Raw genomic sequence first — 17661 nt, 5'->3', positions numbered from 1 at the left:
GGGCGAAGATTGCAGGGGCAGTGGCGGTCATGAGCGCAGTCGCCGGTTGCGGCACGGGCACGGCGGTGCGGCCCTCGCCGTCCCTGCCCGGCATCCTCACCCTGGACAAGGCCAGCGCGCCCGCGCCGGGCGGTGAGGTCGGCTCCGCCTCAACCGAGTTCGCCGACGACGCCGAGCTGGCCGTCTGGACGAAGCTGAGCGAGACCGAGAAGGACGTCGACAGGATCGCCAAGCTCGACGTGAACAAGACCGCCGAGGGCTCGCTGTACCTGGAGCCCAGGACGTCGGCCTGGTTCGACGGCTTCCGCGGCCCGTTCATCTACCAGGAGCTGGCCGGCGACATCGTCATGCACGCCCGGGTCAAGGTCACCGGCAAGGACGGCGGCAAGCCCAAGCGCAAGTTCTCGCTCGGCGGCCTGATGGCCCGCCAGCCCGGTTCCTACGAGAAGCCGAACTGGGTCTCGGTCACCACCGGCACCGGCGACCAGCCGGGCAAGGTCGAGGTGAAGCAGACCAGGGACGGCAGCTCCAAGCCGCAGGAGATCGCGGTCAAGAGCGAATGGGTGGAAATGGTGCTGGCCAGGGTGGGCCGCGCCGCCGTCGCCCTGTACCGCGAGGACGGCGGCGAGTGGAAGGTCGGCAAGCGCTGGGCCGCCGACCTGCCCCAGGTGCTGCAGTGGGGCCTGACCGCCTACACCGACTGGGACAGCTACAACACGCTCAAGAAGGACGCGACCAAGGCCAACGCCAAGCTCATCAAGGGCACGCCCGACCTGAAGATGACCGTGGACTTCGTCCGCTTCCTGCGGCCCGAGCTGCCCGAGTACGCCGACCCGCTGAACCCCTCGTCCGTGCCGGACAAGGTGCTGATCAAAGCTCTGACGCCTGCCGGTGCCTGATCGCCTTGGCCTGGTAGTTGTCCGGCGTGCGGGCGAAGGAGGCCCGGTCGTCGTCGGTCAGCTCGCGCACGATCCGGCCGGGCACCCCGGCGATCAGCACCCCGGACGGGATCGTCTTGCCCGGCCCGATCACCGTGCCCGCGGCCACCAGCGTGCCCGCGCCGATGCGCGCCCCGCCCAGCACGATCGCGCCGATGCCGATCAGCGCCCCGGTCTCCACGTGCGCGCCGTGGACCATGGCCTTGTGCCCCAGACTGACCCGGTTCTCCAGGACCGCGGGCTCGCCCGCGTCGGAATGGAGGCAGCATAGATCCTGTACGTTGCACTCCTCGCCGATCTCGATCCGCTCGTCGTCCCCTCGGAGAACGGAGCCGTACCAGATGCTGGACGCCCGGCCCACCCGCACCTGTCCGACCACGACGGCCCCGGGCGCGATGTACGCCTCGGGATGAATGTCGGGAACTGCCCCGTTGTCCAGCGCTGCGATGTACACCTGCCACATCGTAAATCCCGGTGCGAGTATGGCGTTCCGGTTGCGGACGTGGGCAGATGGCAGGAAAGTCGTTTCCTGACGTCTCGTCGTCAGACCCTTACAACCCGCAGTTTTCCCCCGCCTCACGCAAACCCTTAGGTAACCCCCATGACAAACCAGCACGAGAGTCTCCCCGATCTGATGCAAGAGGACACCTTCGAGGTCGTGATGCGCGGCTACAACCGCCGCCAGGTCCACGACTACATGATCCGTACCAGAAACCAGGTCCGTGATCTGGAAGAGCGCCTGGCGCGGGCCATCGATCAGGCTGAGCAGGGCCGCCTCGAGCTGGCGGAGGCCCGGCGGCGCATGGTCGAGGCGCCACAGAGCTACGACGACCTGAGCCCGCGGCTCGCGCAGATTCTCAAGCTCGGCGAGGAGGAGGCCGCGGCCAAGCGGGAGGACGCCGAGTCCGAGGCCACGTCGCTGCGCGAGAACGCCAGGGCGGAGGCCGACCGGCTGATGACGTCGGCGCGCGAGACCGCCGACAAGATCCTCACCTCCGCCCAGGCCGAGGCCGAGCGGCGGGTGGCCGAGGCGACGCAGGCCGCCGAGCGCATGCTGGCCCAGGCCGGCGCCGACGCCGAGGAGCAGCTCGGCGCGGCCCGCGCGGAGGCCGAGGAGACCGTGATCGGCGCGCGGGGCGAGGCCGAGCGGGTGCTGAACGGCGCCACCCAGGAGTCCGAGCGGCTGATGGAGAACGCCACCGCGCAGGCCGAGCACCTGGTCACCAGCGCGCGGGAGGAGGCCGACTCGACGCTGGCCGCCGCGCACCAGCGGGTCGCCGCGCTCGACGAGCACGCCGGACGCCGCGTCGACTACCTGACCAACACGCACACCGAGGTGGTGCGCCGCCTGACCGAGATCAGCACGGTGCTCGGCGACCTCATGCGCAGCGAGTCGGCGGCCGGGCCGCTGGTGCCCGAAGCCGTGCCCGTCGCCGCCCAGCAGCCGGTTCTCCCGGCCGCTCAGGAGGACGTGCGGATCGTCGTGGACGACGAGGGCCACCAGGAGCCGCAGGTCGCCGAGGCCGAGATCGTCGCCGACGACACGGACGTGAACCTGGGCAGGCTCAAGGTCCACCCGTAAGCCGCGGAGCGGAAGCCCCCGCCCCCGATAGGGTCGGAGGCTTCCGCGTTCGTGGCCCCACTGCGTGATCGCCCGCTGGTGGCCCGGTGCCGGGGCCGCCGAGACGCTGAACCCGGCACCGGGCTGCTGGCGTGCGCGCGCCGCCTGGCCCGCGAAGCATCGCGGAACGCTCCACGTCGCGCGTCATGGAGGGGCGGGACCGGCCCGCTCGCCGGCCCTCCTCTCCTGGTCCCGGAGCAGGTCGCGCAGACCGTCCGGGTCGTCCGCGTCGATGGTCATCGCACATCCGGCATCGCGCTGCGCCGCGCTGAGCGGATGGTGTCTCGTGGCCCACCAGCGGCCCGCGTCGCTCCGCCAGATGGTCCACTGGGGGTACTCCCGGGCGATCTCGGCGAGATGCCGATCGAAGGACATCTGCTCCGCCCTCCCAGGGTGCCCCGAGCGAGGTTCCATCTCCCTTTGAAAATGCGTTACTTCTCTAGAGAACGCAATGATCGCGATGGACAGGTCAACCTATCGCTTGACATGTCCGGTTGATTTAGGCGTCGAAGTCGTACTGGAGTACGTATGCGGCCGAGTCCAGCACCATCTCGTTGAGCTCCACGGGCAGGCCGCCCGAGGTGTAGGCGGTACGGCTGATCATGATGATCGGGGTGCCTGCGGGCAGGTCGAGCAGGTGGCTCTCGCGTGGCCTGGGCATGCGGGCGCGCACCTCCTCGGTGAAGTGGGCCGGTGGCAGGCCCAGGTCGCCGAGCCTGGCGTAGACGCCGCCGGGGCCGGTGTCCAGGAGCGTGATGGCGCTGCCTTCGACCAGGTGCGCGGGGAAGTAGGACGTCGCCAGTTGCACGGGCCTGGTGTCGACCGAGTAGCGGCGGCGCCGAACCCATACCTCGCCGCTCTCCAGTACGCCCGCGACGTCTTCCGTGGCCCGTTCCAGAGTCACCTCCACCTCGTCCACGGTGAAAGGGCGGCCACGGGTGTCCGCGTCCCAGATGGCGCGTCCCTGGCCCCACTGCTCTCGCGATAACCGGCGCGAACCGTGCCGCCGGATCGGCTTGAAAAGTCGCACGTAAACCCCCGAACCTCGCTTCGGCACCACAAGCCCTTCATTGATCAGTACGGCGAGCGCCTGCCTCGCTGTGGCGCGTGCGATCGCGTATTCGGCCATGAGCGCGTTCTCGCCCGGTAGTCGGTCCCCGTCGCGCAGTTCGCCGGAGAGGATCCGGGAGCGGAGGCCGTCGGCGATGCGTCGATAGATGGGGGGCTCGTGTGGTACCGGGGATTCAGACACGTTCGATCACCCTCTGTCACCAAGCGGGTTTGGCGTCTCCAGAGAACTTGCCCCGTCTTGTCCACGATCGCACAGATGCAGGGGATGGTCGCGGGCTGATTTTTGCGCGGATCGTACCCATGAGGGGAAAACCGGACTGTTATCGCCGGGCCGTTACCGGGGAACGGTTCTGGCCGATATCCGCGAGGCCCACCAGCGGCGAGTAACCAAGGCGGCCAGCACGGCTCCTGCCGTGTTCACGATCACGTCGTCGATCGACGAGACCCGGCCCAGGCGCAGGACGTGCTGCAGGGTCTCCACGAGGATCGAGCAGGCCGCCGCGACGGCGGCCACGCGTGCCACGGAGGCCAGCGCGGCGGTGCGCACCGGAAGCAGCGCGCCGAGCGCGGCGAAGACCAGCAGGTTGCCCCCGACCTGCACGAACAGCACGTCGAACGGGGAATCGGCGAGGGCCAGCAGCTCCTGGAACGGCACCAGATCGACGCTCGACGGACGGTTGGACGGGGTCAGAATCATCCACACCCAGGGCGCCGTGCCGACCACCACGCCGACGTCGGCCAGGGCGGTGCGGAGCGGCGCCGGGTGTCCGGCGCGGCGGCGAAGGCGGGCGAGGAGCAAGATTGCCAACCCGGCCAGGGGAAGCGCAAAGGTGCCAGCAATAATGACGTTTCCCCACAATTCCCACGTCCGCGTCACCGGACCATGATGTCGGGGCGGCGCGAGGTACGGGAAGCTGACCCTTTGGACAGGTCCAGAAACCGCCGCGCTCAGGAGGTGAGGCGAGGCGTGAGCGCGCGGGAGACCCCGAGCGCGGCGGTCTTGACGGCCGGCGCGAGCCGCGTCGGATGGAAGCGGGCCAGCGGCACCGACAACGACAGCGCCGCCACCGCCATGCCCTCGCGGAAGATCGGGGCCGCGATGCAGGCGCCGCCGAGCTGGGCCTCCTCACGCTCGTAGGCCAGGCCCGCCGCCTGGATCTGACCCAGGGCCTCCTCCAGGCGCTTGGGGTCGACGATCGAGTGCGGGGTCAGCCGGCGCAGCGGCCGGGCCAGCACCTCGTCGATCAGCTCCGGCCCCGAGTACGCCAGCAGCGCCTTGCCCACGCCGGTGCAGGTGAGCGGGAGCCGGCCGCCGACCCGTGAAGGCAGCGAGACGGCCGCGTGGCCGCGGATCTTCTCCACGTAGACCACGTCGAGCCCGTCGCGCACGCCGAGATGGATGGTCTCGTGCGTGGCCTCGTACAGGTCGTGCATGAAGGGCAGGGCGGCATGGCGCAGGTCGCGTTCCAGGGGGACGATGCTACCGAGCTCGAACAACCGGCGGCCGAGGTAGTAGCCGTCGTCCCTGCGGGTGACGGCGCCGATCTCGGTCAGTTCGGTGAGCAGCCGGAAGGCGGTGGTCTTGGGCAGGTGGCAGCGTGCGGCGACGTCGACCAGGCGGAGCGGGCCGCCCGTGGGGCGGAACGCGTCCAGGACCAGCCACGACTTCTCCAGCATCGAGAGACGATCGGGGTTCCGTGACACGGAACGCATTGTTGTCCATCGGAGGCTCGCCGCTCTATACCGGGGAGTGAGGAAATTGAGGAGACTGTTGTGTTGACCCACTTCATCGGTGGCCTGCGGGTGGCCGCGGGCCCGCCGTTCCCGGTGCACGACCCGGTCACGGGCGAGGTGCTCCGGCAGGTCCACGAGGCGGACCCCGAGGTCGTGGACCGGGCCGTGCGCGCGGCCAGGGAGGCGGCGCGCGACTGGGCGGCGCTGCCGGTCGCCGAGCGGGCCGGGTGGATGCGGCGGCTGGCCGACGGCATCGAGGCCCGCTTCGACGACCTGGTGGCCGCGGAGATCGCCGACACGGGCAAGCCGCTGGAGCAGACCCGCACGCTCGACATCCCGCGCGGCGCCCAGAACTTCCGCGCGTTCGCCGAGATCGCGGCCCAGCGCCCGGACGACGCCTTCCACCTGCCCGGCGTGCTCAGCTACACCGTGCGCAGGCCGCTCGGGGTGGTGGCGGTGATCGTCCCGTGGAACCTGCCGTTCCTGCTGATGACGTGGAAGCTGGCGCCCGCCCTGGTCGCGGGCAACACGGTGGTGGTCAAGCCGTCGGAGAACACGCCGGGCTCGGCCGCGCTGTTCGCCGAGATCTGCGCCGAGGTCGGCCTGCCCGACGGCGTGGTCAACGTCGTCTTCGGGCACGGGCCGTCCGGACGGCTCCTGGTCGAGCACCCGGGCGTCGACGGGGTCACGTTCACCGGTTCCACCGCCACCGGCCGGGCGATCATGAAATCGGTGTCGGACCGGGTCAAGCCGGTCTCGTTCGAGCTGGGCGGCAAGAACGCCGGGCTCGTCTTCGCGGACTGCGACCTGGACCGGGCCGTCGACGGCACGGTGAAGTCGGTCTTCACCAACGGCGGCCAGGTGTGCCTGTGCACCGAGCGCCTGTACGTCGAGCGGCCGATCTTCGAGGAGTTCTGCGCGCGGCTGGCGGCCAGGGCCCAGGAGGTCACCCCGCAGCCGATGATCTCGGCGGAACACCGGGAGAAGGTGCTCTCGTACTACGACCTGGCCCGCTCGGAGGGGGCCAAGGTGCTCACGGGAGGCGGGGTGCCGTCGTTCGGCGACTCCCGCGATTCCGGATATTTCGTAGAACCGACGGTCGTGACAGGCTTGTCGGAGTGGTCGCGATTCAACCGGGAGGAGATCTTCGGTCCGGTCTGCCATGTCGCGCCCTTCGACACCGAAGCCGAGGCGGTCGACCTGGCGAACGGCAGCGACTACGGCCTGGCGGCCACGCTCTGGACCACCAACCTGGACCGGGCGCACCGCGTCGCCCAGCGCCTGGAGGCCGGGCTGGTCTGGGTCAACACCTGGTACCTGCGCGACCTGCGGACCCCGTTCGGCGGCGTGAAGCTGTCGGGCATCGGCAGGGAGGGCGGCACCCAGTCGCTCGACTTCTACTCCGAGCCCACCACGATCACCATCAAACTGGAGCAACCCGATGCATGACGAATGGTCCCAGGCGGTGGACACGTACTCCCAGGCCGCCGATCGGCTGGTCGAAGCCGCGCGTACGGGCAAGCCGTGCGCGCCGATCAGGGACCTGGTCACCACGGCGGCCGGCGGGTACGCCGTACAGGAGATCAACACGCGCCGGGCGCTGGCCGAGGGCCGGCGGCTGGCCGGCCGGAAGATCGGCCTGACCAACGCGGCCGTGCAGCGCCAGCTCGGCGTCGACCAGCCGGACTTCGGCATGCTCTTCGCCGACATGGCCTACCTCGACGGGCTGCCCGTGCCCGTGGAGCGGTTCCTGCAGCCCAAGGCCGAGGCGGAGATCGCGCTCGTGCTCGGCGCCGACCTGGTGGGCGGGCCGTTCACGGTGGCCGACGTGATCAGGGCGGTCGACTTCGTGCTGCCCGCCATCGAGATCGTCGACTCGCGCATCGCCGACTGGGACATCTCGCTGGCCGACACGATCGCCGACAACGCCTCCAGCGGCGCGTTCGTGCTGGGCAACACGCCCACCTCGCTGACCGGGCTCGACCTGCGGCTGGCCGGCATGACGATGACGCGGCGCGGCCAAGAGGTCTCGACCGGGGCCGGCGCGGCCTGCATGGGCCACCCGCTGAACGCGGCCGTCTGGCTGGCCGGCACGCTCGGGAAGACCGACCACCCGCTGCGCGCCGGGGACGTCGTGCTGACCGGCGCGCTCGGCCCGGTGGTCGCGGTGGAGCCGGGCGACGTGTTCGAGGCGCACATCGACGGCCTGGGCTCGGTGCGGGCGGTGTTCTCGCAGTGAAGGTGGCGATCATCGGTTCCGGCAACATCGGGACCGACCTGATGTTCAAGGCGCTGCTGTCCAAGCGGGTCGAAGTCGTCGCCATGGCCGGGATCGACCCCGAATCCGACGGCCTGGCCAGGGCGCGCAGGCGCGGGCTGGCGACCACCGCCGGCGGCGTCGACGGGCTGGTCGCGCTGCCCGAGTTCGCCGAGGTGTCGCTGGTGCTCGACGCGACCTCGGCCGGCGCGCACGCCTACAACTCCGAGACCGTGCTGCGGCACGGCAAGCGCATCATCGACCTGACCCCGGCCGCGATCGGCCCGTACGTGGTGCCCCCGGTGAACCTGGAGGCCCACCTGACGGCGCCCAACCTCAACCTGGTCACCTGCGGCGGGCAGGCCACGATCCCGATCGTGGCGGCGGTGTCGGCGGTGGCCCCGGTGCGGTACGCCGAGATCGTCGCGTCCATCGCCTCGAAGTCGGCCGGACCCGGCACGCGGGCCAACATCGACGAGTTCACCCAGACCACGTCCAGGGCCATCGAGAAGGTGGGCGGGGCGGAACGGGGCAAGGCCATCATCGTGCTCAACCCCGCGGAGCCGCCGCTCATCATGCGCGACACCGTCTACTGCCTGGTGGACGACTGCGACGAGGCGGCCGTGGCCGCGTCGGTCGAGGAGATGGTCGCCAGGGTGGCCGCGTACGTGCCGGGCTACCGGCTCAAGCAGCGGGTCCAGTTCACCTCGGTGGCCGGGGACGAGCCGGTGTGGACGCTCGTCCCAGGTCAGAAGGGCGGGGTACGGGTGAGCGTGTTCCTGGAGGTGGAGGGCGCGGCGCACTACCTGCCCGCCTACGCCGGCAACCTGGACATCATGACGGCCGCCGCGCTGCGCACCGCGGAACGCCTGGCGGAGGTGGCCGCGTGAGCGCCATCTACGTCCAGGACGTCACGCTCAGGGACGGCATGCACGCCATCAGGCACCGCTACAGCCTCGACCAGGCGGCCGAGATCGCCCGGGCGCTCGACGCGGCCGGGGTGGCCGCCATCGAGATCGCCCACGGCGACGGCCTGGCCGGCGGCAGCTTCAACTACGGCCCCGGCGCGCACACCGACGAGGAGTGGATCGAGGCCGTGGCCGGCGCGGTCACCAGGGCCAGGCTCACCACGCTGCTGCTGCCCGGCATCGGCACCGTGCACGACCTGCGCAAGGCGCACGCGCTCGGCGTCACCTCGGTACGCGTCGCCACGCACTGCACCGAGGCCGACATCGCCGCCCAGCACATCGAGGTGGCCCGCGACCTGGGCATGGACGTGGCCGGCTTCCTGATGATGGCCCACATGGCCCCGCCGGACGTGCTGGCCGGGCAGGCGCGGCTGATGGAGTCGTACGGCGCGCACTGCGTGTACGTGACCGACTCGGGCGGCGGCCTGACCATGGACGGCGTCCGCGACAGGATCAGGGCCTACCGCGACGTGCTGCGCCCGGAGACCGAGATCGGCATCCACGCCCACCACAACCTGGGCCTGGGCGTGGCCAACTCGGTGGTGGCGGTGGAGAACGGCGGCGTGCGCGTCGACGCCTCGCTGGCCGGGATGGGCGCCGGGGCGGGCAACTGCCCGATCGAGGTGTTCGTCGCGGTGGCCGACCTGATGGGCTGGCGGCACGGCTGCGACCTGTACGCGCTGATGGACGCCGCCGACGACCTGATCAGGCCGTTGCAGGACCGCCCGGTGCGGGTGGACAGGGAGACGCTGACGCTCGGCTACGCCGGGGTCTACAGCAGCTTCCTGCGGCATGCCGAGGCCGCGGCACAGCGGTACGGCGTCGACACCCGCGCCATTCTCACGGAAGCGGGCCGCCGCCGCATGGTGGGCGGCCAGGAGGACATGATCGTGGACATCGCCCTGGACCTGGCGAGCGCCGGGGAGAACACCAGGGTTGGGGAAGGCGCCCGAGCTGGGGAAGGCACGCCATGAGCGACCTGGCCGCCGCGCTCGACGAGGCGTTCCGCACCGCCACCCCCATCCCGCAGCCCGAGTACGGCTTCGACCCCTACGAGACGCAGCGCGAGCTGATCGACCTGCGCCTGGCCAGGGGAGAGCGGCTGACGGGCGTGAAGCTCGGGTTCACCAGCGAGGGCAAACGCCGTCAGATGGGCGTGCACGACCTCATCCTGGGCAGGCTCACTGATGCCATGTGCATCGGCGAGGGCGCGAGCGCGGATGTATCCGGTTTCATCCATCCGAGGGTGGAGCCGGAAGTCGTCTACCTGGTCGGCCGGCGCATCGAGTCGATGGCCGACGCGTTCGCCCCCGGCGCGGTCGCGGCCGTGGCCCCCGGCATCGAGCTGATCGACTCCAGGTACCAGGACTTCAGGTTCTCGCTCGACAGCGTGATCGCCGACAACACCTCCGCCGCCGCGTACGTGATCGGCCCCTGGCGGGCCTACGACCCGGCGGAGTGGAACCTCGGCGTGCTCTTCGAGATCGACGGCCGGCCGGTGCAGGTGGGCTCGACCGGGGCGATCCTCGGCGACCCGCGCCGGGCGATCGCCGAGGCGGCCCGGCTGGCCCAGGCCACCGGGCAGGTGATCGAGCCGGGCGCGATCCTGCTGGCCGGCGCGGCCACGCCGGCCGAGCCGCTGCGCCCCGGCGCCCACGTCCGGGTGGAGATCCAGCGCCTGGGCAGCGCCTCGTTCACGGCGGCCGCATCCACCGCGGAGGGGACGTGACCAGGAACAAGGCCATGCGCGTGCCCGGCAAGGCCGTGCCCAGAGGACGGTTTCCGCACGTCAAGCGGGCGGGAGACTTCCTGTACGTCTCCGGCACGAGCTGCCGCAGGCCCGACAACACGTTCGTCGGGGTCGAGGTGGACGAGTTCGGCGCCACCGACCTGGACATCCGCGCCCAGACCAGGGCCGTGATCGAGAACATCGGCGACATTCTCAAGGCCGCCGGCGGCTCACTGGCCGACCTCGTGCAGATCACCACGTACCTGGTCAACATGAACGACTTCAAGGGCTACAACGAGGTCTACGCCGAGTTCTTCGACGAGGAAGGGCCGACGCGGACCACGGTGGCCGTGCACCAGCTGCCGCACCCGCACCTGCTCATCGAAATGCAAGCAGTCGCCTACCATCCCCAGGAGCGATCATGATTCCTCCCATCGACTTCACCAAGTGGGTCGACGAGCACGCGCACCTGCTCAAGCCGCCGGTCGGGAACAAGGAGGTGTTCCCCGGTGGCGATGACTTCATCGTGATGGTGGTGGGCGGACCCAACTCCAGGACCGATTTCCACATCGACCCGTACGAGGAGCTGTTCTACCAGATCCGCGGGAACATGCACGTCAACATCATGACCGAGAACGGGCCTGAGACCGTGCACGTCCGCGAGGGGCAGATGTGGCTGTTGCCGGCGCGCATGCCGCACTCGCCGCAGCGGCCGGAGGAGGGCTCGATCGGGCTGGTGGTCGAGAAGATCAGGCCGGAAGGCGAGCTGGAGAAGTTCCTGTGGTACTGCATGGAGTGCGGGAACAAGCTGCACGAGGTCGAGTTGCAGGTGCGTGACATCGTCAAGGACCTGCCGCCGGTCTTCGCGGCCTTCTATGCCGATGAGAACGCCCGCACCTGCGACCGCTGCGGCGCGCTCCATCCTGGCAAGGGCTGACGGCACCCCCGATGATCACTGACGTACACACGCACTACGTGCCCCAGGGCTGGCCCGATCTGGGCTGGCCGGGGGCGCCCAGGCTGAGGATCGACTCGGAGCGGGAAGCGACGATCCTCGTCAACGACCGAAATTTCCGCAAAATTCAGGACAATGCGTGGGACCCGCGCGTCCGGCTGGAACAGATGGCCGCCGACGGCGTGGACCGGCAGGTGGTCTCGCCCACCCCGGTCTTCTTCGGCTACGACCGACCCGCCGAGCAGGCCGTGCGCATCGCGAAGATCTTCAACGACCTGGCACTGGAGATCTGCGCGGACGAGCGGCTCGTCCCGTTCTGCCAGGTGCCGCTGCAGGACCCCGACCTGGCCTGCGAGGAGCTCGACCGGTGCCTGGACAGCGGGCACCGGGGCGTGGAGATCGGCAACCACGTCGGTGACCGCGACCTGGACGATGCGGGCGTCGTGCAGTTCCTCCAGCACTGCGCGCGCAGGAACGTTCCCGTCTTCGTGCACCCGTGGGACATGCCGTCCGGGCCGCGGCTGGACCGGTGGATGGCGCAGTGGCTGGTCGGGATGCCCGCCGAGACCCACCTGTCGATCCTGGCGATGATCCTCGGCGGCGTCTTCGACCGGGTGCCCGAGACGCTCAGGATCTGCTTCGCGCACGGCGGCGGCTCGTTCGCGTTCTGGCTCGGCCGGTTCGAGAACGCCTGGCACCGCAGGAACGACCTGATCGGCGTCTCCGAGTACCCGCCGTCGCACTACCTCGACAGGTTCAGCGTCGACTCGGTGGTCTTCGACGAGCGGGCGCTGCGGCTGCTCGTCGACACGCTGGGCGAGGACCGCGTCATGCTCGGCTCGGACTTCCCCTACCCGCTGGGCGAGTCCCCGGTGGGCGGGCTGATCAGGAACGCGGCCTTCCTGTCCGACACGGCACGCGCCAAGCTGCTCGCCGCCAACGCCGAGGCGTATCTGGGCTGAAGGGAGCTTCCCATGCGCGTACCCGTGCTCGGTCTGGTGGTGCTCATGGCCGCCGGCTGCGGCGCGGCGGCGCCGTCGCAGGCGGAGGAGGATGCGACGGTCAAGGTCGGCGCGATCATCTCCCAGACCGGCGTCTACGCGCCGCTCGGCGAGGACATGGAGACCGCCATGCGCCTCTACCTGGACGAGAACGGCGGCCGGCTGGGCGGCCGGCCGGCCTCGCTGGTCGTCGCCGACGACGCGGGCAACCCGGAGAAGGGCAGGCAGCGGGCCAGGGAGCTGATCGCGGAGGACCGGGTGGACGTGATCACCGGCCTGATCGCCTCGCCGGTGGCGGTGTCGGTGGCCGACGAGGCGGCGGGCACGCCGGTGGTGATCGCCAACGCCGGCGCCGACCAGCTCGGCGGCCGCGGGGTCTTCCGGGTGTCGTACACCAACCGCGCGCACGGGTACGCGGCGGGCAGGTACGCCGCCGAGCGCTTCGCCGGCCAGGCCGTGGTGCTGATGGCCTCGGACTACTCGGCCGGCCAGCAGACGCTCGACGGCTTCGAGCAGGGGTACGGCGAGAAGGCGGTCAAGCGCATACTCACGCCGTTCGGCCAGGGCGTGGACCTGGCGCCGTACATGGCGCGGATCCCGGCCGAGGCCGAGCTGGTGTACGCCTTCTACGCTGGCGGCGAGGCCGACGCGTTCCTGCGGGCCTACCGGCAGCACGGCTACCAGGACAAGATCACGCTGCTGGCCTGCGGCAACCTGACCGACGAGGACGTGGCTCGGCGCGTCGGCGCGGACGCCGACGGCATCGTGGCCATCGGGCCCTACTCGCCCGCGCTCGACAACCCGGACAACGCCGCGTTCGTGGCCACCTGGCGGGCCAGGACCGGGCGCAACCCGTCCATGGTGGCGGCGCAGAGCTGGGACGCCATGCGGCTGATCGACCGGGCGGTGGCCAAGGGCGGCGACCTGACGGGGGCGCTGGGCCGGGTGACCGAACTGCCGAGCCCGCGTGGCACGGTCACCTTCGACGAGACTCACCACAATCCGGTGCAGAACTGGTATGCCACGCTCCACCAAAATGGTGTAAACCGGGTAATTGCCACTATTCCCCCTGAAGTGGGATAAAGGAGAATTCGTGTTGGACCGTGACCGTTGCCGCGCCCTCGACGCCGAGGACCCGCTGCGGGAGTTCAGGCGGGAGTTCGTCCTGCCTGAGGGCGTCGTCTACCTGGTGGGCAACTCGCTGGGCGCGCTGCCGCGCGGCACGTCCGAGCGGGTGCGCCGGGCCGTCGAGGACGAATGGGGCACCCAGCTCGTCGGCGGCTGGAACAGCGCGGGCTGGTACGACCAGCCGCTGACCGTCGGCGACCGGCTGGCCCCGCTGATCGGCGCCGGGCCCGGGCAGGTCGTGGCGGGCAACACCACCTCGATCGCGGTCTTCCAGGCGGTGTCGGCGGCGCTGCGGCTGCGTCCGGACCGCAAGGTGATCGTCTCCGACGCGCGGAACTTCCCCACCGACCACTACATGGTGCAGGGGCTTGCCAGGCTGCTCGGCGGCTACGAGGTGCGCGACGTGGCCGAGGGCAGGTTCGACGACGCGGCCGTGGTGCTGCTGTCGGAGGTGGACTACCGCACCGGCGCCCGCTACGACGTGCCGTCGATCACCGCCCAGGTGCAGGCGGCCGGGGCGCTCATGGTCTGGGACGTGTGCCACAGCGTCGGCGCCCTGGAGGTGGACGTCTCGGCGGCGGACTTCGCGGTCGGGTGCACGTACAAGTACCTCAACGCGGGGCCGGGCGCGCCCGCGTTCATCTACGTCAACCCGCGCCACCACGCCACGGCGGAGAACGTCCTGTCCGGCTGGTACGGCCACGCCGAGCCGTTCGCGTTCGAGGCCGACTTCCGCCGCGCCGAGGGCATCAGGCGCTTCGCGGTGAGCACCCCGCACGTGTTGTCGTTCGCGGCCCTGGACGCGGCGCTCGACGTCTGGGAACGCGTGCCGATGGCCCAGGTGCGCGCCAAGAGCGTGGCCCTGACCTCGCTGTTCATCGACCTGATCGGCGACGCGCTGGAGCTGGCCTCGCCGCGCGAGGCCGCCGAGCGCGGCAGCCAGGTGTCCTTCCGCCACCCGGACGGCTACCCGATCATGCGCGCGCTGATCGACCGCGGCGTGCACGGCGACTTCCGCGCGCCCGACATCCTGCGCTTCGGCTTCGCGCCGCTCTACCTCAGGTACGTGGACGTCCACGACGCCGCCACGACCCTGCTGGAGGTGCTGGACAAGGAGCTGTGGCGGGACGAGAAGTACGCCCAGCGGCTCGCGGTCACCTGATCGGGTGAGCGTCTCGCTCTCAGGAGGGAGCGGGTAAGACCGCCGGTGCGGGCGATCCGGGATGAACCGGCTGATCGCCAGGATGAGGACATCGCACAGAAACCCCTCATTACCTGGAGATATGCCATGAAGCGCACCCGGATCGCCGCAGCCGCGCTCGCCTTGTCCACCCTGGCCGCCGTGCCCGCTCTGTCCGCTCTGTCTGCCCTGCCCGCTCTGGGCGCGACCGCCGTCGCGACCCCCGCCGTCGCCGCCACGCAGCCGACGCAGGCGGTGCCGCCGATCAACGAGGCTGCGCTGAAGCAGGCGATCGCGGGGCTGCCCGCCCCCGACGCCACCGCCGCCGAGGTGCGGGTGGGCGGCTCGGCCGGCTCCTGGCACGGCGTGAGCGGCGTACGCGACCTGACGAGCGAGCGCCCGGCCAGGGACGGGATGCGCTTCCGCGCGGGCAGCGTGACCAAGATGTTCACCACGGCGGTCGTGCTCCAGCTCGTCGCCGAGGGCAAGGTCGCGCTCGACGACGCCGTCCAGGACCACTTGCCCGGCCTGCTGCCCGCCGCCTACCCGCGGATCACCGTCGGGCAGTTGCTCAACCACACCAGCGGCCTGCCCGCGCCGAAGCTGCCCGGCGACCTCGCCACGGTCTACGCCACCCGCTTCAAGGTGTGGACGCCCGAGGAGTACGTCGCCAGGGCCGTGGCGAACCCGATCGAGTTCACCCCCGGCACCCGGCAGCACTACCTCAACATCAACACGTTCGTGGCCGGGATGCTGATCGAGAAGATCACCGGCAGGTCCTACGAGCACGAGGTGACGACCAGGATCCTGCGCCCGGTCGGCATGCGTGACAGCTACCTGCCGGGCCGGAGCGTCCAGGTGCGCGGCCCGCACAACCGGGGCTACCAGGTCGTGCCCGAGGGCTTCCCCGACGCGCGGCCGTACGGCGACGCGTACGTGGTGGACATGACCGTGGGCAGCGTCACCTCCACGTGGGCCTCGGGCGACCTGATCTCCACCACGGCCGACCTGGAGCGGTTCGTGACCGCGCTGTTCAAGGGCGAGATCGTGCCGCCGGCGCAGCTGGAGCCCATGTTCACGGTCCCGGACGTCAAGCAGCACGGCACCGGCGACCCCGCCACCTACACCTCCGGCATGTCCAGGCTCGTCCTGCCCGGCGGCATCGTCGCCTACGGCAAGACGGGCGCCAGGTACGGCAGCGCGGCCGGCGTCGGCGCCACCCGCGATCTGGCCCGCACCGTGGTCTACTCGATCAACTCGACCGACGCCAAGGCCGCCGGCCAGAACCAGCGCGGACTCGCCGTGGCGCTCGCCGCGTTCGCGAAGTGACGCATCCCGGGCGGGCGGTCTGAGCGGAGTCTCGGGCGGGGGCCTGCCCGGGATTCATCCCATTCGTACCGGTATCATCGGTAGTGCCCACAAGGCACTCATCCATGTTCGCCCGCGTCACCGTGCGGCCTGCGCACAAGCGGGTTGGCGGGAGCGCGCCCCTCAGCTCCGGGAGACCCCCGCCATGCTGCTGACCTTCGCGGTCACGACCCTCGTCATGATCATGATTCCCGGCCCGGACGCCGCCCTGATCATGCGCAACTCCCTCGCCCACGGCCGCATGGCCGGGCTGCTGACCATGCTCGGCGGCCTGCTCGGGCTGTCCGTGCACGCCGCCGCCGCGGCCGTCGGCCTGTCGGCGCTGCTGGTCGCCTCGCCCACCGCGTTCACCGCGGTCCGGCTGCTGGGCATCTGCTACCTGCTCTGGCTCGGCATCAACGCGCTGCTCAGCAGCAGGAACAAGGTCGAGCACACCGTCGAGGACGAGCCCAAGGGCTCACCGCTGCTGCACGTACGCAGGGGACTGCTGTCGAACCTGCTCAACCCCAAGGTGCTGCTGCTGTTCGTGACCTGGCTGCCGCAGTTCCTGCCCACCCATGGCGACACGCTCGGCCAGGCGGTGCTGCTGTCGAGCATCATCGCGGTGCTCTACGCGCTCTGGTTCAGCCTCTACAACGTCATCATCGACAAGGTGAGCGCGCTGCTGCGCAAGCCGCGCGTACGGGCCAGGATCGAGCGGATCACCGGCGTGGTGCTGGTCGGATTCGCCCTGCGCCTGGCCATCCAGTGAGGCTCTACGCCTCGCCGTCGAGCACCTTCATGGCCCGCTTCGGGGCGATCGCCCGGTAGCTCTCCTCCACCCAGTCACGCAGCACGTCGATCGCCGGCAGGTCGGACAGGAACGGCACCGTCACCCATCCGGCCTTGCCCAGCCCGTACCCGCTGGGCGCCGCGCCCGGCACGGTCAGCGCGTGGCCGTGCGCCTCAGAACGCAGCTTCACCCCGAACGACGGATCCCACTTCTCGGTCCGCTCGTCGACGCCGAGGAACAGGAACACCTTCTTGTTCACCTTGATGACCGTGTCGCCCCACGGGTGGTCCTCGTGAGCCTCGGGCAGGCCCAGGGCGAACGCGCGCAACTCTTCCCGTACGTCGTGCCAGTCGCTCATCTATGGAAGCTATCGAAAAGTCCGGCTGGTACGGCGGACCGCGGGACTTCGACAGTGGATCCGTGACCGTCGACGAACTGATGGACCTGCTGGCCCGATGCGAGAACGCCTGGGACACCCCGGACCGGTCCGGCGACCCGGTGCCGCTGCTCGATCACGGCCTGCAGGTGGCGGCCGTGCTCCGCGACTGGTGCCCGGACGACCTGGAACTGCAGGTGGCCGGGCTGGTGCACGACCTGGGCCACCTGCTGTGCCCGGGCGACGAGGCCGGGCACGCGGCCACCGGCGCGGCGGCGGTCCGGCCGCTGCTCGGGGACCGGGTGGCGGCGCTGGTCGAACTGCACGTACCGGCCAAGCGGTACCTGGCCACGCTCGAACCCGGGCGGGCGCTGTCGCCCGAGTCCGCGCGCACGCTGGGGCTCCAGGGTGGGCTCATGTCCGAGCAGGAGATGACCGCCTTCGCCACCTCACCGCACGGCCTGACCGCGGTGACCCTGCGCCGAGCGGACGACCTGGGCAAGGTCACCGGCCTGACCCGCCCCCCACTCACCGAACTCGCCACCTGGCGCCCCACCATCACC

21 protein-coding genes are annotated in these 17661 nt (G+C 70.7%); 15 read left to right on the top strand and 6 right to left on the bottom strand.

Going from position 1 to position 17661, the window contains the following annotated elements:
* The first annotated feature begins 29 nt into the window (after nucleotides 1-29).
* On the top strand, nucleotides 30-899 hold the full coding sequence (locus HII36_RS28385; RefSeq protein WP_173526324.1) for a DUF1349 domain-containing protein: 870 nt from the start codon (nucleotides 30-32) through the stop codon (nucleotides 897-899).
* Here the strand turns inward: HII36_RS28385 and HII36_RS28380 are convergent.
* On the bottom strand, nucleotides 871-1392 hold the full coding sequence (locus tag HII36_RS28380) for a gamma carbonic anhydrase family protein (protein WP_328807936.1): 522 nt from the start codon (nucleotides 1390-1392) through the stop codon (nucleotides 871-873). The two genes, HII36_RS28385 and HII36_RS28380, sit on opposite strands and share 29 nt — an antisense overlap.
* 147 nt (nucleotides 1393-1539) lie before the next feature.
* Here HII36_RS28380 and HII36_RS28375 point away from each other — a divergent pair, with 147 nt between their 5' ends.
* Nucleotides 1540-2520, top strand: a complete 981-nt coding sequence (locus tag HII36_RS28375) for a coiled-coil domain-containing protein (protein ID WP_173526322.1) — start codon at nucleotides 1540-1542, stop codon at nucleotides 2518-2520.
* A 183-nt stretch (nucleotides 2521-2703) separates the two neighbouring features.
* Here the strand turns inward: HII36_RS28375 and HII36_RS28370 are convergent, their stop codons facing one another.
* The 4 genes from HII36_RS28370 to HII36_RS28355 all read right to left on the bottom strand — a co-directional run bounded on the left by HII36_RS28370 (nucleotide 2704) and on the right by HII36_RS28355 (nucleotide 5307).
* Nucleotides 2704-2934: a hypothetical protein gene (locus HII36_RS28370; protein WP_173526321.1), complete on the bottom strand. Its 231-nt coding sequence runs from the start codon at nucleotides 2932-2934 to the stop codon at nucleotides 2704-2706.
* 124 nt (nucleotides 2935-3058) lie between these two features.
* Nucleotides 3059-3811 carry a GntR family transcriptional regulator gene (locus HII36_RS28365; protein ID WP_173526320.1) on the bottom strand — a complete coding sequence of 251 codons (753 nt, stop codon included), beginning with the start codon at nucleotides 3809-3811 and terminating at the stop codon, nucleotides 3059-3061.
* Between the two features lie 153 nt (nucleotides 3812-3964).
* Complete coding sequence (locus tag HII36_RS28360) at nucleotides 3965-4438, bottom strand: VanZ family protein (RefSeq protein WP_217370071.1); 474 nt, start codon at nucleotides 4436-4438, stop codon at nucleotides 3965-3967.
* A gap of 140 nt (nucleotides 4439-4578) precedes the next feature.
* Nucleotides 4579-5307, bottom strand: a complete 729-nt coding sequence (locus tag HII36_RS28355) for an IclR family transcriptional regulator (RefSeq protein WP_173526318.1) — start codon at nucleotides 5305-5307, stop codon at nucleotides 4579-4581.
* Between the two features lie 96 nt (nucleotides 5308-5403).
* On the opposite strand from HII36_RS28355, the gene HII36_RS28350 reads away from it, so the two are divergent.
* From HII36_RS28350 to HII36_RS28300, 12 genes are all read left to right on the top strand, one after another.
* A complete protein-coding gene (locus tag HII36_RS28350; RefSeq protein ID WP_173526317.1) occupies nucleotides 5404-6813 on the top strand; it encodes an aldehyde dehydrogenase family protein in 1410 nt (469 codons plus the stop codon).
* Nucleotides 6806-7603: a 2-keto-4-pentenoate hydratase gene (locus HII36_RS56920; protein ID WP_236003950.1), complete on the top strand. Its 798-nt coding sequence runs from the start codon at nucleotides 6806-6808 to the stop codon at nucleotides 7601-7603. The genes HII36_RS28350 and HII36_RS56920 overlap by 8 nt, the downstream gene beginning before the upstream one ends.
* Complete coding sequence (locus HII36_RS56915) at nucleotides 7600-8511, top strand: acetaldehyde dehydrogenase (acetylating) (RefSeq protein WP_328807935.1); 912 nt, start codon at nucleotides 7600-7602, stop codon at nucleotides 8509-8511. Before HII36_RS56920 ends, HII36_RS56915 begins: the two co-directional genes overlap by 4 nt.
* A complete protein-coding gene (gene dmpG / locus HII36_RS28340; protein WP_173526316.1) occupies nucleotides 8508-9563 on the top strand; it encodes a 4-hydroxy-2-oxovalerate aldolase in 1056 nt (351 codons plus the stop codon). Before HII36_RS56915 ends, dmpG begins: the two co-directional genes overlap by 4 nt.
* Complete coding sequence (locus tag HII36_RS28335) at nucleotides 9560-10318, top strand: 2-keto-4-pentenoate hydratase (protein WP_173526315.1); 759 nt, start codon at nucleotides 9560-9562, stop codon at nucleotides 10316-10318. The genes dmpG and HII36_RS28335 overlap by 4 nt, the downstream gene beginning before the upstream one ends.
* On the top strand, nucleotides 10315-10743 hold the full coding sequence (locus HII36_RS28330) for a RidA family protein (protein WP_328807934.1): 429 nt from the start codon (nucleotides 10315-10317) through the stop codon (nucleotides 10741-10743). The genes HII36_RS28335 and HII36_RS28330 overlap by 4 nt, the downstream gene beginning before the upstream one ends.
* Nucleotides 10740-11255 carry a 3-hydroxyanthranilate 3,4-dioxygenase gene (locus HII36_RS28325; RefSeq protein ID WP_173526314.1) on the top strand — a complete coding sequence of 172 codons (516 nt, stop codon included), beginning with the start codon at nucleotides 10740-10742 and terminating at the stop codon, nucleotides 11253-11255. The genes HII36_RS28330 and HII36_RS28325 overlap by 4 nt, the downstream gene beginning before the upstream one ends.
* 11 nt (nucleotides 11256-11266) lie before the next feature.
* Nucleotides 11267-12235 (top strand): amidohydrolase family protein, encoded by a 969-nt coding sequence (locus HII36_RS28320; RefSeq protein WP_173526313.1) that lies wholly within the window; start codon nucleotides 11267-11269, stop codon nucleotides 12233-12235.
* Nucleotides 12236-12247: 12 nt separating this feature from the next.
* Nucleotides 12248-13357 (top strand): ABC transporter substrate-binding protein, encoded by a 1110-nt coding sequence (locus HII36_RS28315; protein WP_173526312.1) that lies wholly within the window; start codon nucleotides 12248-12250, stop codon nucleotides 13355-13357.
* A gap of 10 nt (nucleotides 13358-13367) precedes the next feature.
* The gene (gene kynU / locus HII36_RS28310; protein ID WP_173526311.1) at nucleotides 13368-14564 is read left to right on the top strand and encodes a kynureninase; all 1197 of its coding nucleotides are present in this window, start codon (nucleotides 13368-13370) and stop codon (nucleotides 14562-14564) included.
* A 126-nt stretch (nucleotides 14565-14690) separates the two neighbouring features.
* Complete coding sequence (locus HII36_RS28305; protein WP_173526310.1) at nucleotides 14691-15911, top strand: serine hydrolase domain-containing protein; 1221 nt, start codon at nucleotides 14691-14693, stop codon at nucleotides 15909-15911.
* 184 nt (nucleotides 15912-16095) lie between these two features.
* Nucleotides 16096-16701, top strand: a complete 606-nt coding sequence (locus HII36_RS28300; RefSeq protein ID WP_173526309.1) for a LysE family translocator — start codon at nucleotides 16096-16098, stop codon at nucleotides 16699-16701.
* Nucleotides 16702-16705: 4 nt separating this feature from the next.
* Here HII36_RS28300 and HII36_RS28295 read toward each other — a convergent pair whose 3' ends face one another.
* Complete coding sequence (locus HII36_RS28295) at nucleotides 16706-17080, bottom strand: MmcQ/YjbR family DNA-binding protein (RefSeq protein WP_173526308.1); 375 nt, start codon at nucleotides 17078-17080, stop codon at nucleotides 16706-16708.
* 62 nt (nucleotides 17081-17142) lie between these two features.
* Between HII36_RS28295 and HII36_RS28290 the strand changes: the two genes are divergently transcribed.
* A partial coding sequence (locus HII36_RS28290) for an HD domain-containing protein (RefSeq protein ID WP_217370069.1) occupies nucleotides 17143-17661 on the top strand: 519 nt, incomplete at its 3' end.

Source organism: Nonomuraea antri (genome assembly GCF_013283785.1).
Classification (GTDB): domain Bacteria; phylum Actinomycetota; class Actinomycetes; order Streptosporangiales; family Streptosporangiaceae; genus Nonomuraea; species Nonomuraea antri.
Note: the sequence above shows the minus strand (reverse complement) of the source record. Positions and strands in the feature narration are given on the sequence as shown.

What these genes read in the sequence shown, in the direction of transcription:
- HII36_RS28385 (WP_173526324.1), top strand. Translation starts at nt 30, where the DNA reads ATGAGCGCAGTCGCCGGTTGCGGCACGGGCACGGCGGTGCGGCCCTCG.
- HII36_RS28375 (WP_173526322.1), top strand. Translation starts at nt 1,540, where the DNA reads ATGACAAACCAGCACGAGAGTCTCCCCGATCTGATGCAAGAGGACACC.
- HII36_RS28370 (WP_173526321.1), bottom strand. Translation starts at nt 2,934, where the DNA reads ATGTCCTTCGATCGGCATCTCGCCGAGATCGCCCGGGAGTACCCCCAG.
- HII36_RS28355 (WP_173526318.1), bottom strand. Translation starts at nt 5,307, where the DNA reads ATGCTGGAGAAGTCGTGGCTGGTCCTGGACGCGTTCCGCCCCACGGGC.
- HII36_RS56920 (WP_236003950.1), top strand. Translation starts at nt 6,806, where the DNA reads ATGCATGACGAATGGTCCCAGGCGGTGGACACGTACTCCCAGGCCGCC.
- HII36_RS28335 (WP_173526315.1), top strand. Translation starts at nt 9,560, where the DNA reads ATGAGCGACCTGGCCGCCGCGCTCGACGAGGCGTTCCGCACCGCCACC.
- HII36_RS28325 (WP_173526314.1), top strand. Translation starts at nt 10,740, where the DNA reads ATGATTCCTCCCATCGACTTCACCAAGTGGGTCGACGAGCACGCGCAC.
- HII36_RS28320 (WP_173526313.1), top strand. Translation starts at nt 11,267, where the DNA reads ATGATCACTGACGTACACACGCACTACGTGCCCCAGGGCTGGCCCGAT.
- HII36_RS28315 (WP_173526312.1), top strand. Translation starts at nt 12,248, where the DNA reads ATGCGCGTACCCGTGCTCGGTCTGGTGGTGCTCATGGCCGCCGGCTGC.
- HII36_RS28305 (WP_173526310.1), top strand. Translation starts at nt 14,691, where the DNA reads ATGAAGCGCACCCGGATCGCCGCAGCCGCGCTCGCCTTGTCCACCCTG.
- HII36_RS28300 (WP_173526309.1), top strand. Translation starts at nt 16,096, where the DNA reads ATGCTGCTGACCTTCGCGGTCACGACCCTCGTCATGATCATGATTCCC.
- HII36_RS28295 (WP_173526308.1), bottom strand. Translation starts at nt 17,080, where the DNA reads ATGAGCGACTGGCACGACGTACGGGAAGAGTTGCGCGCGTTCGCCCTG.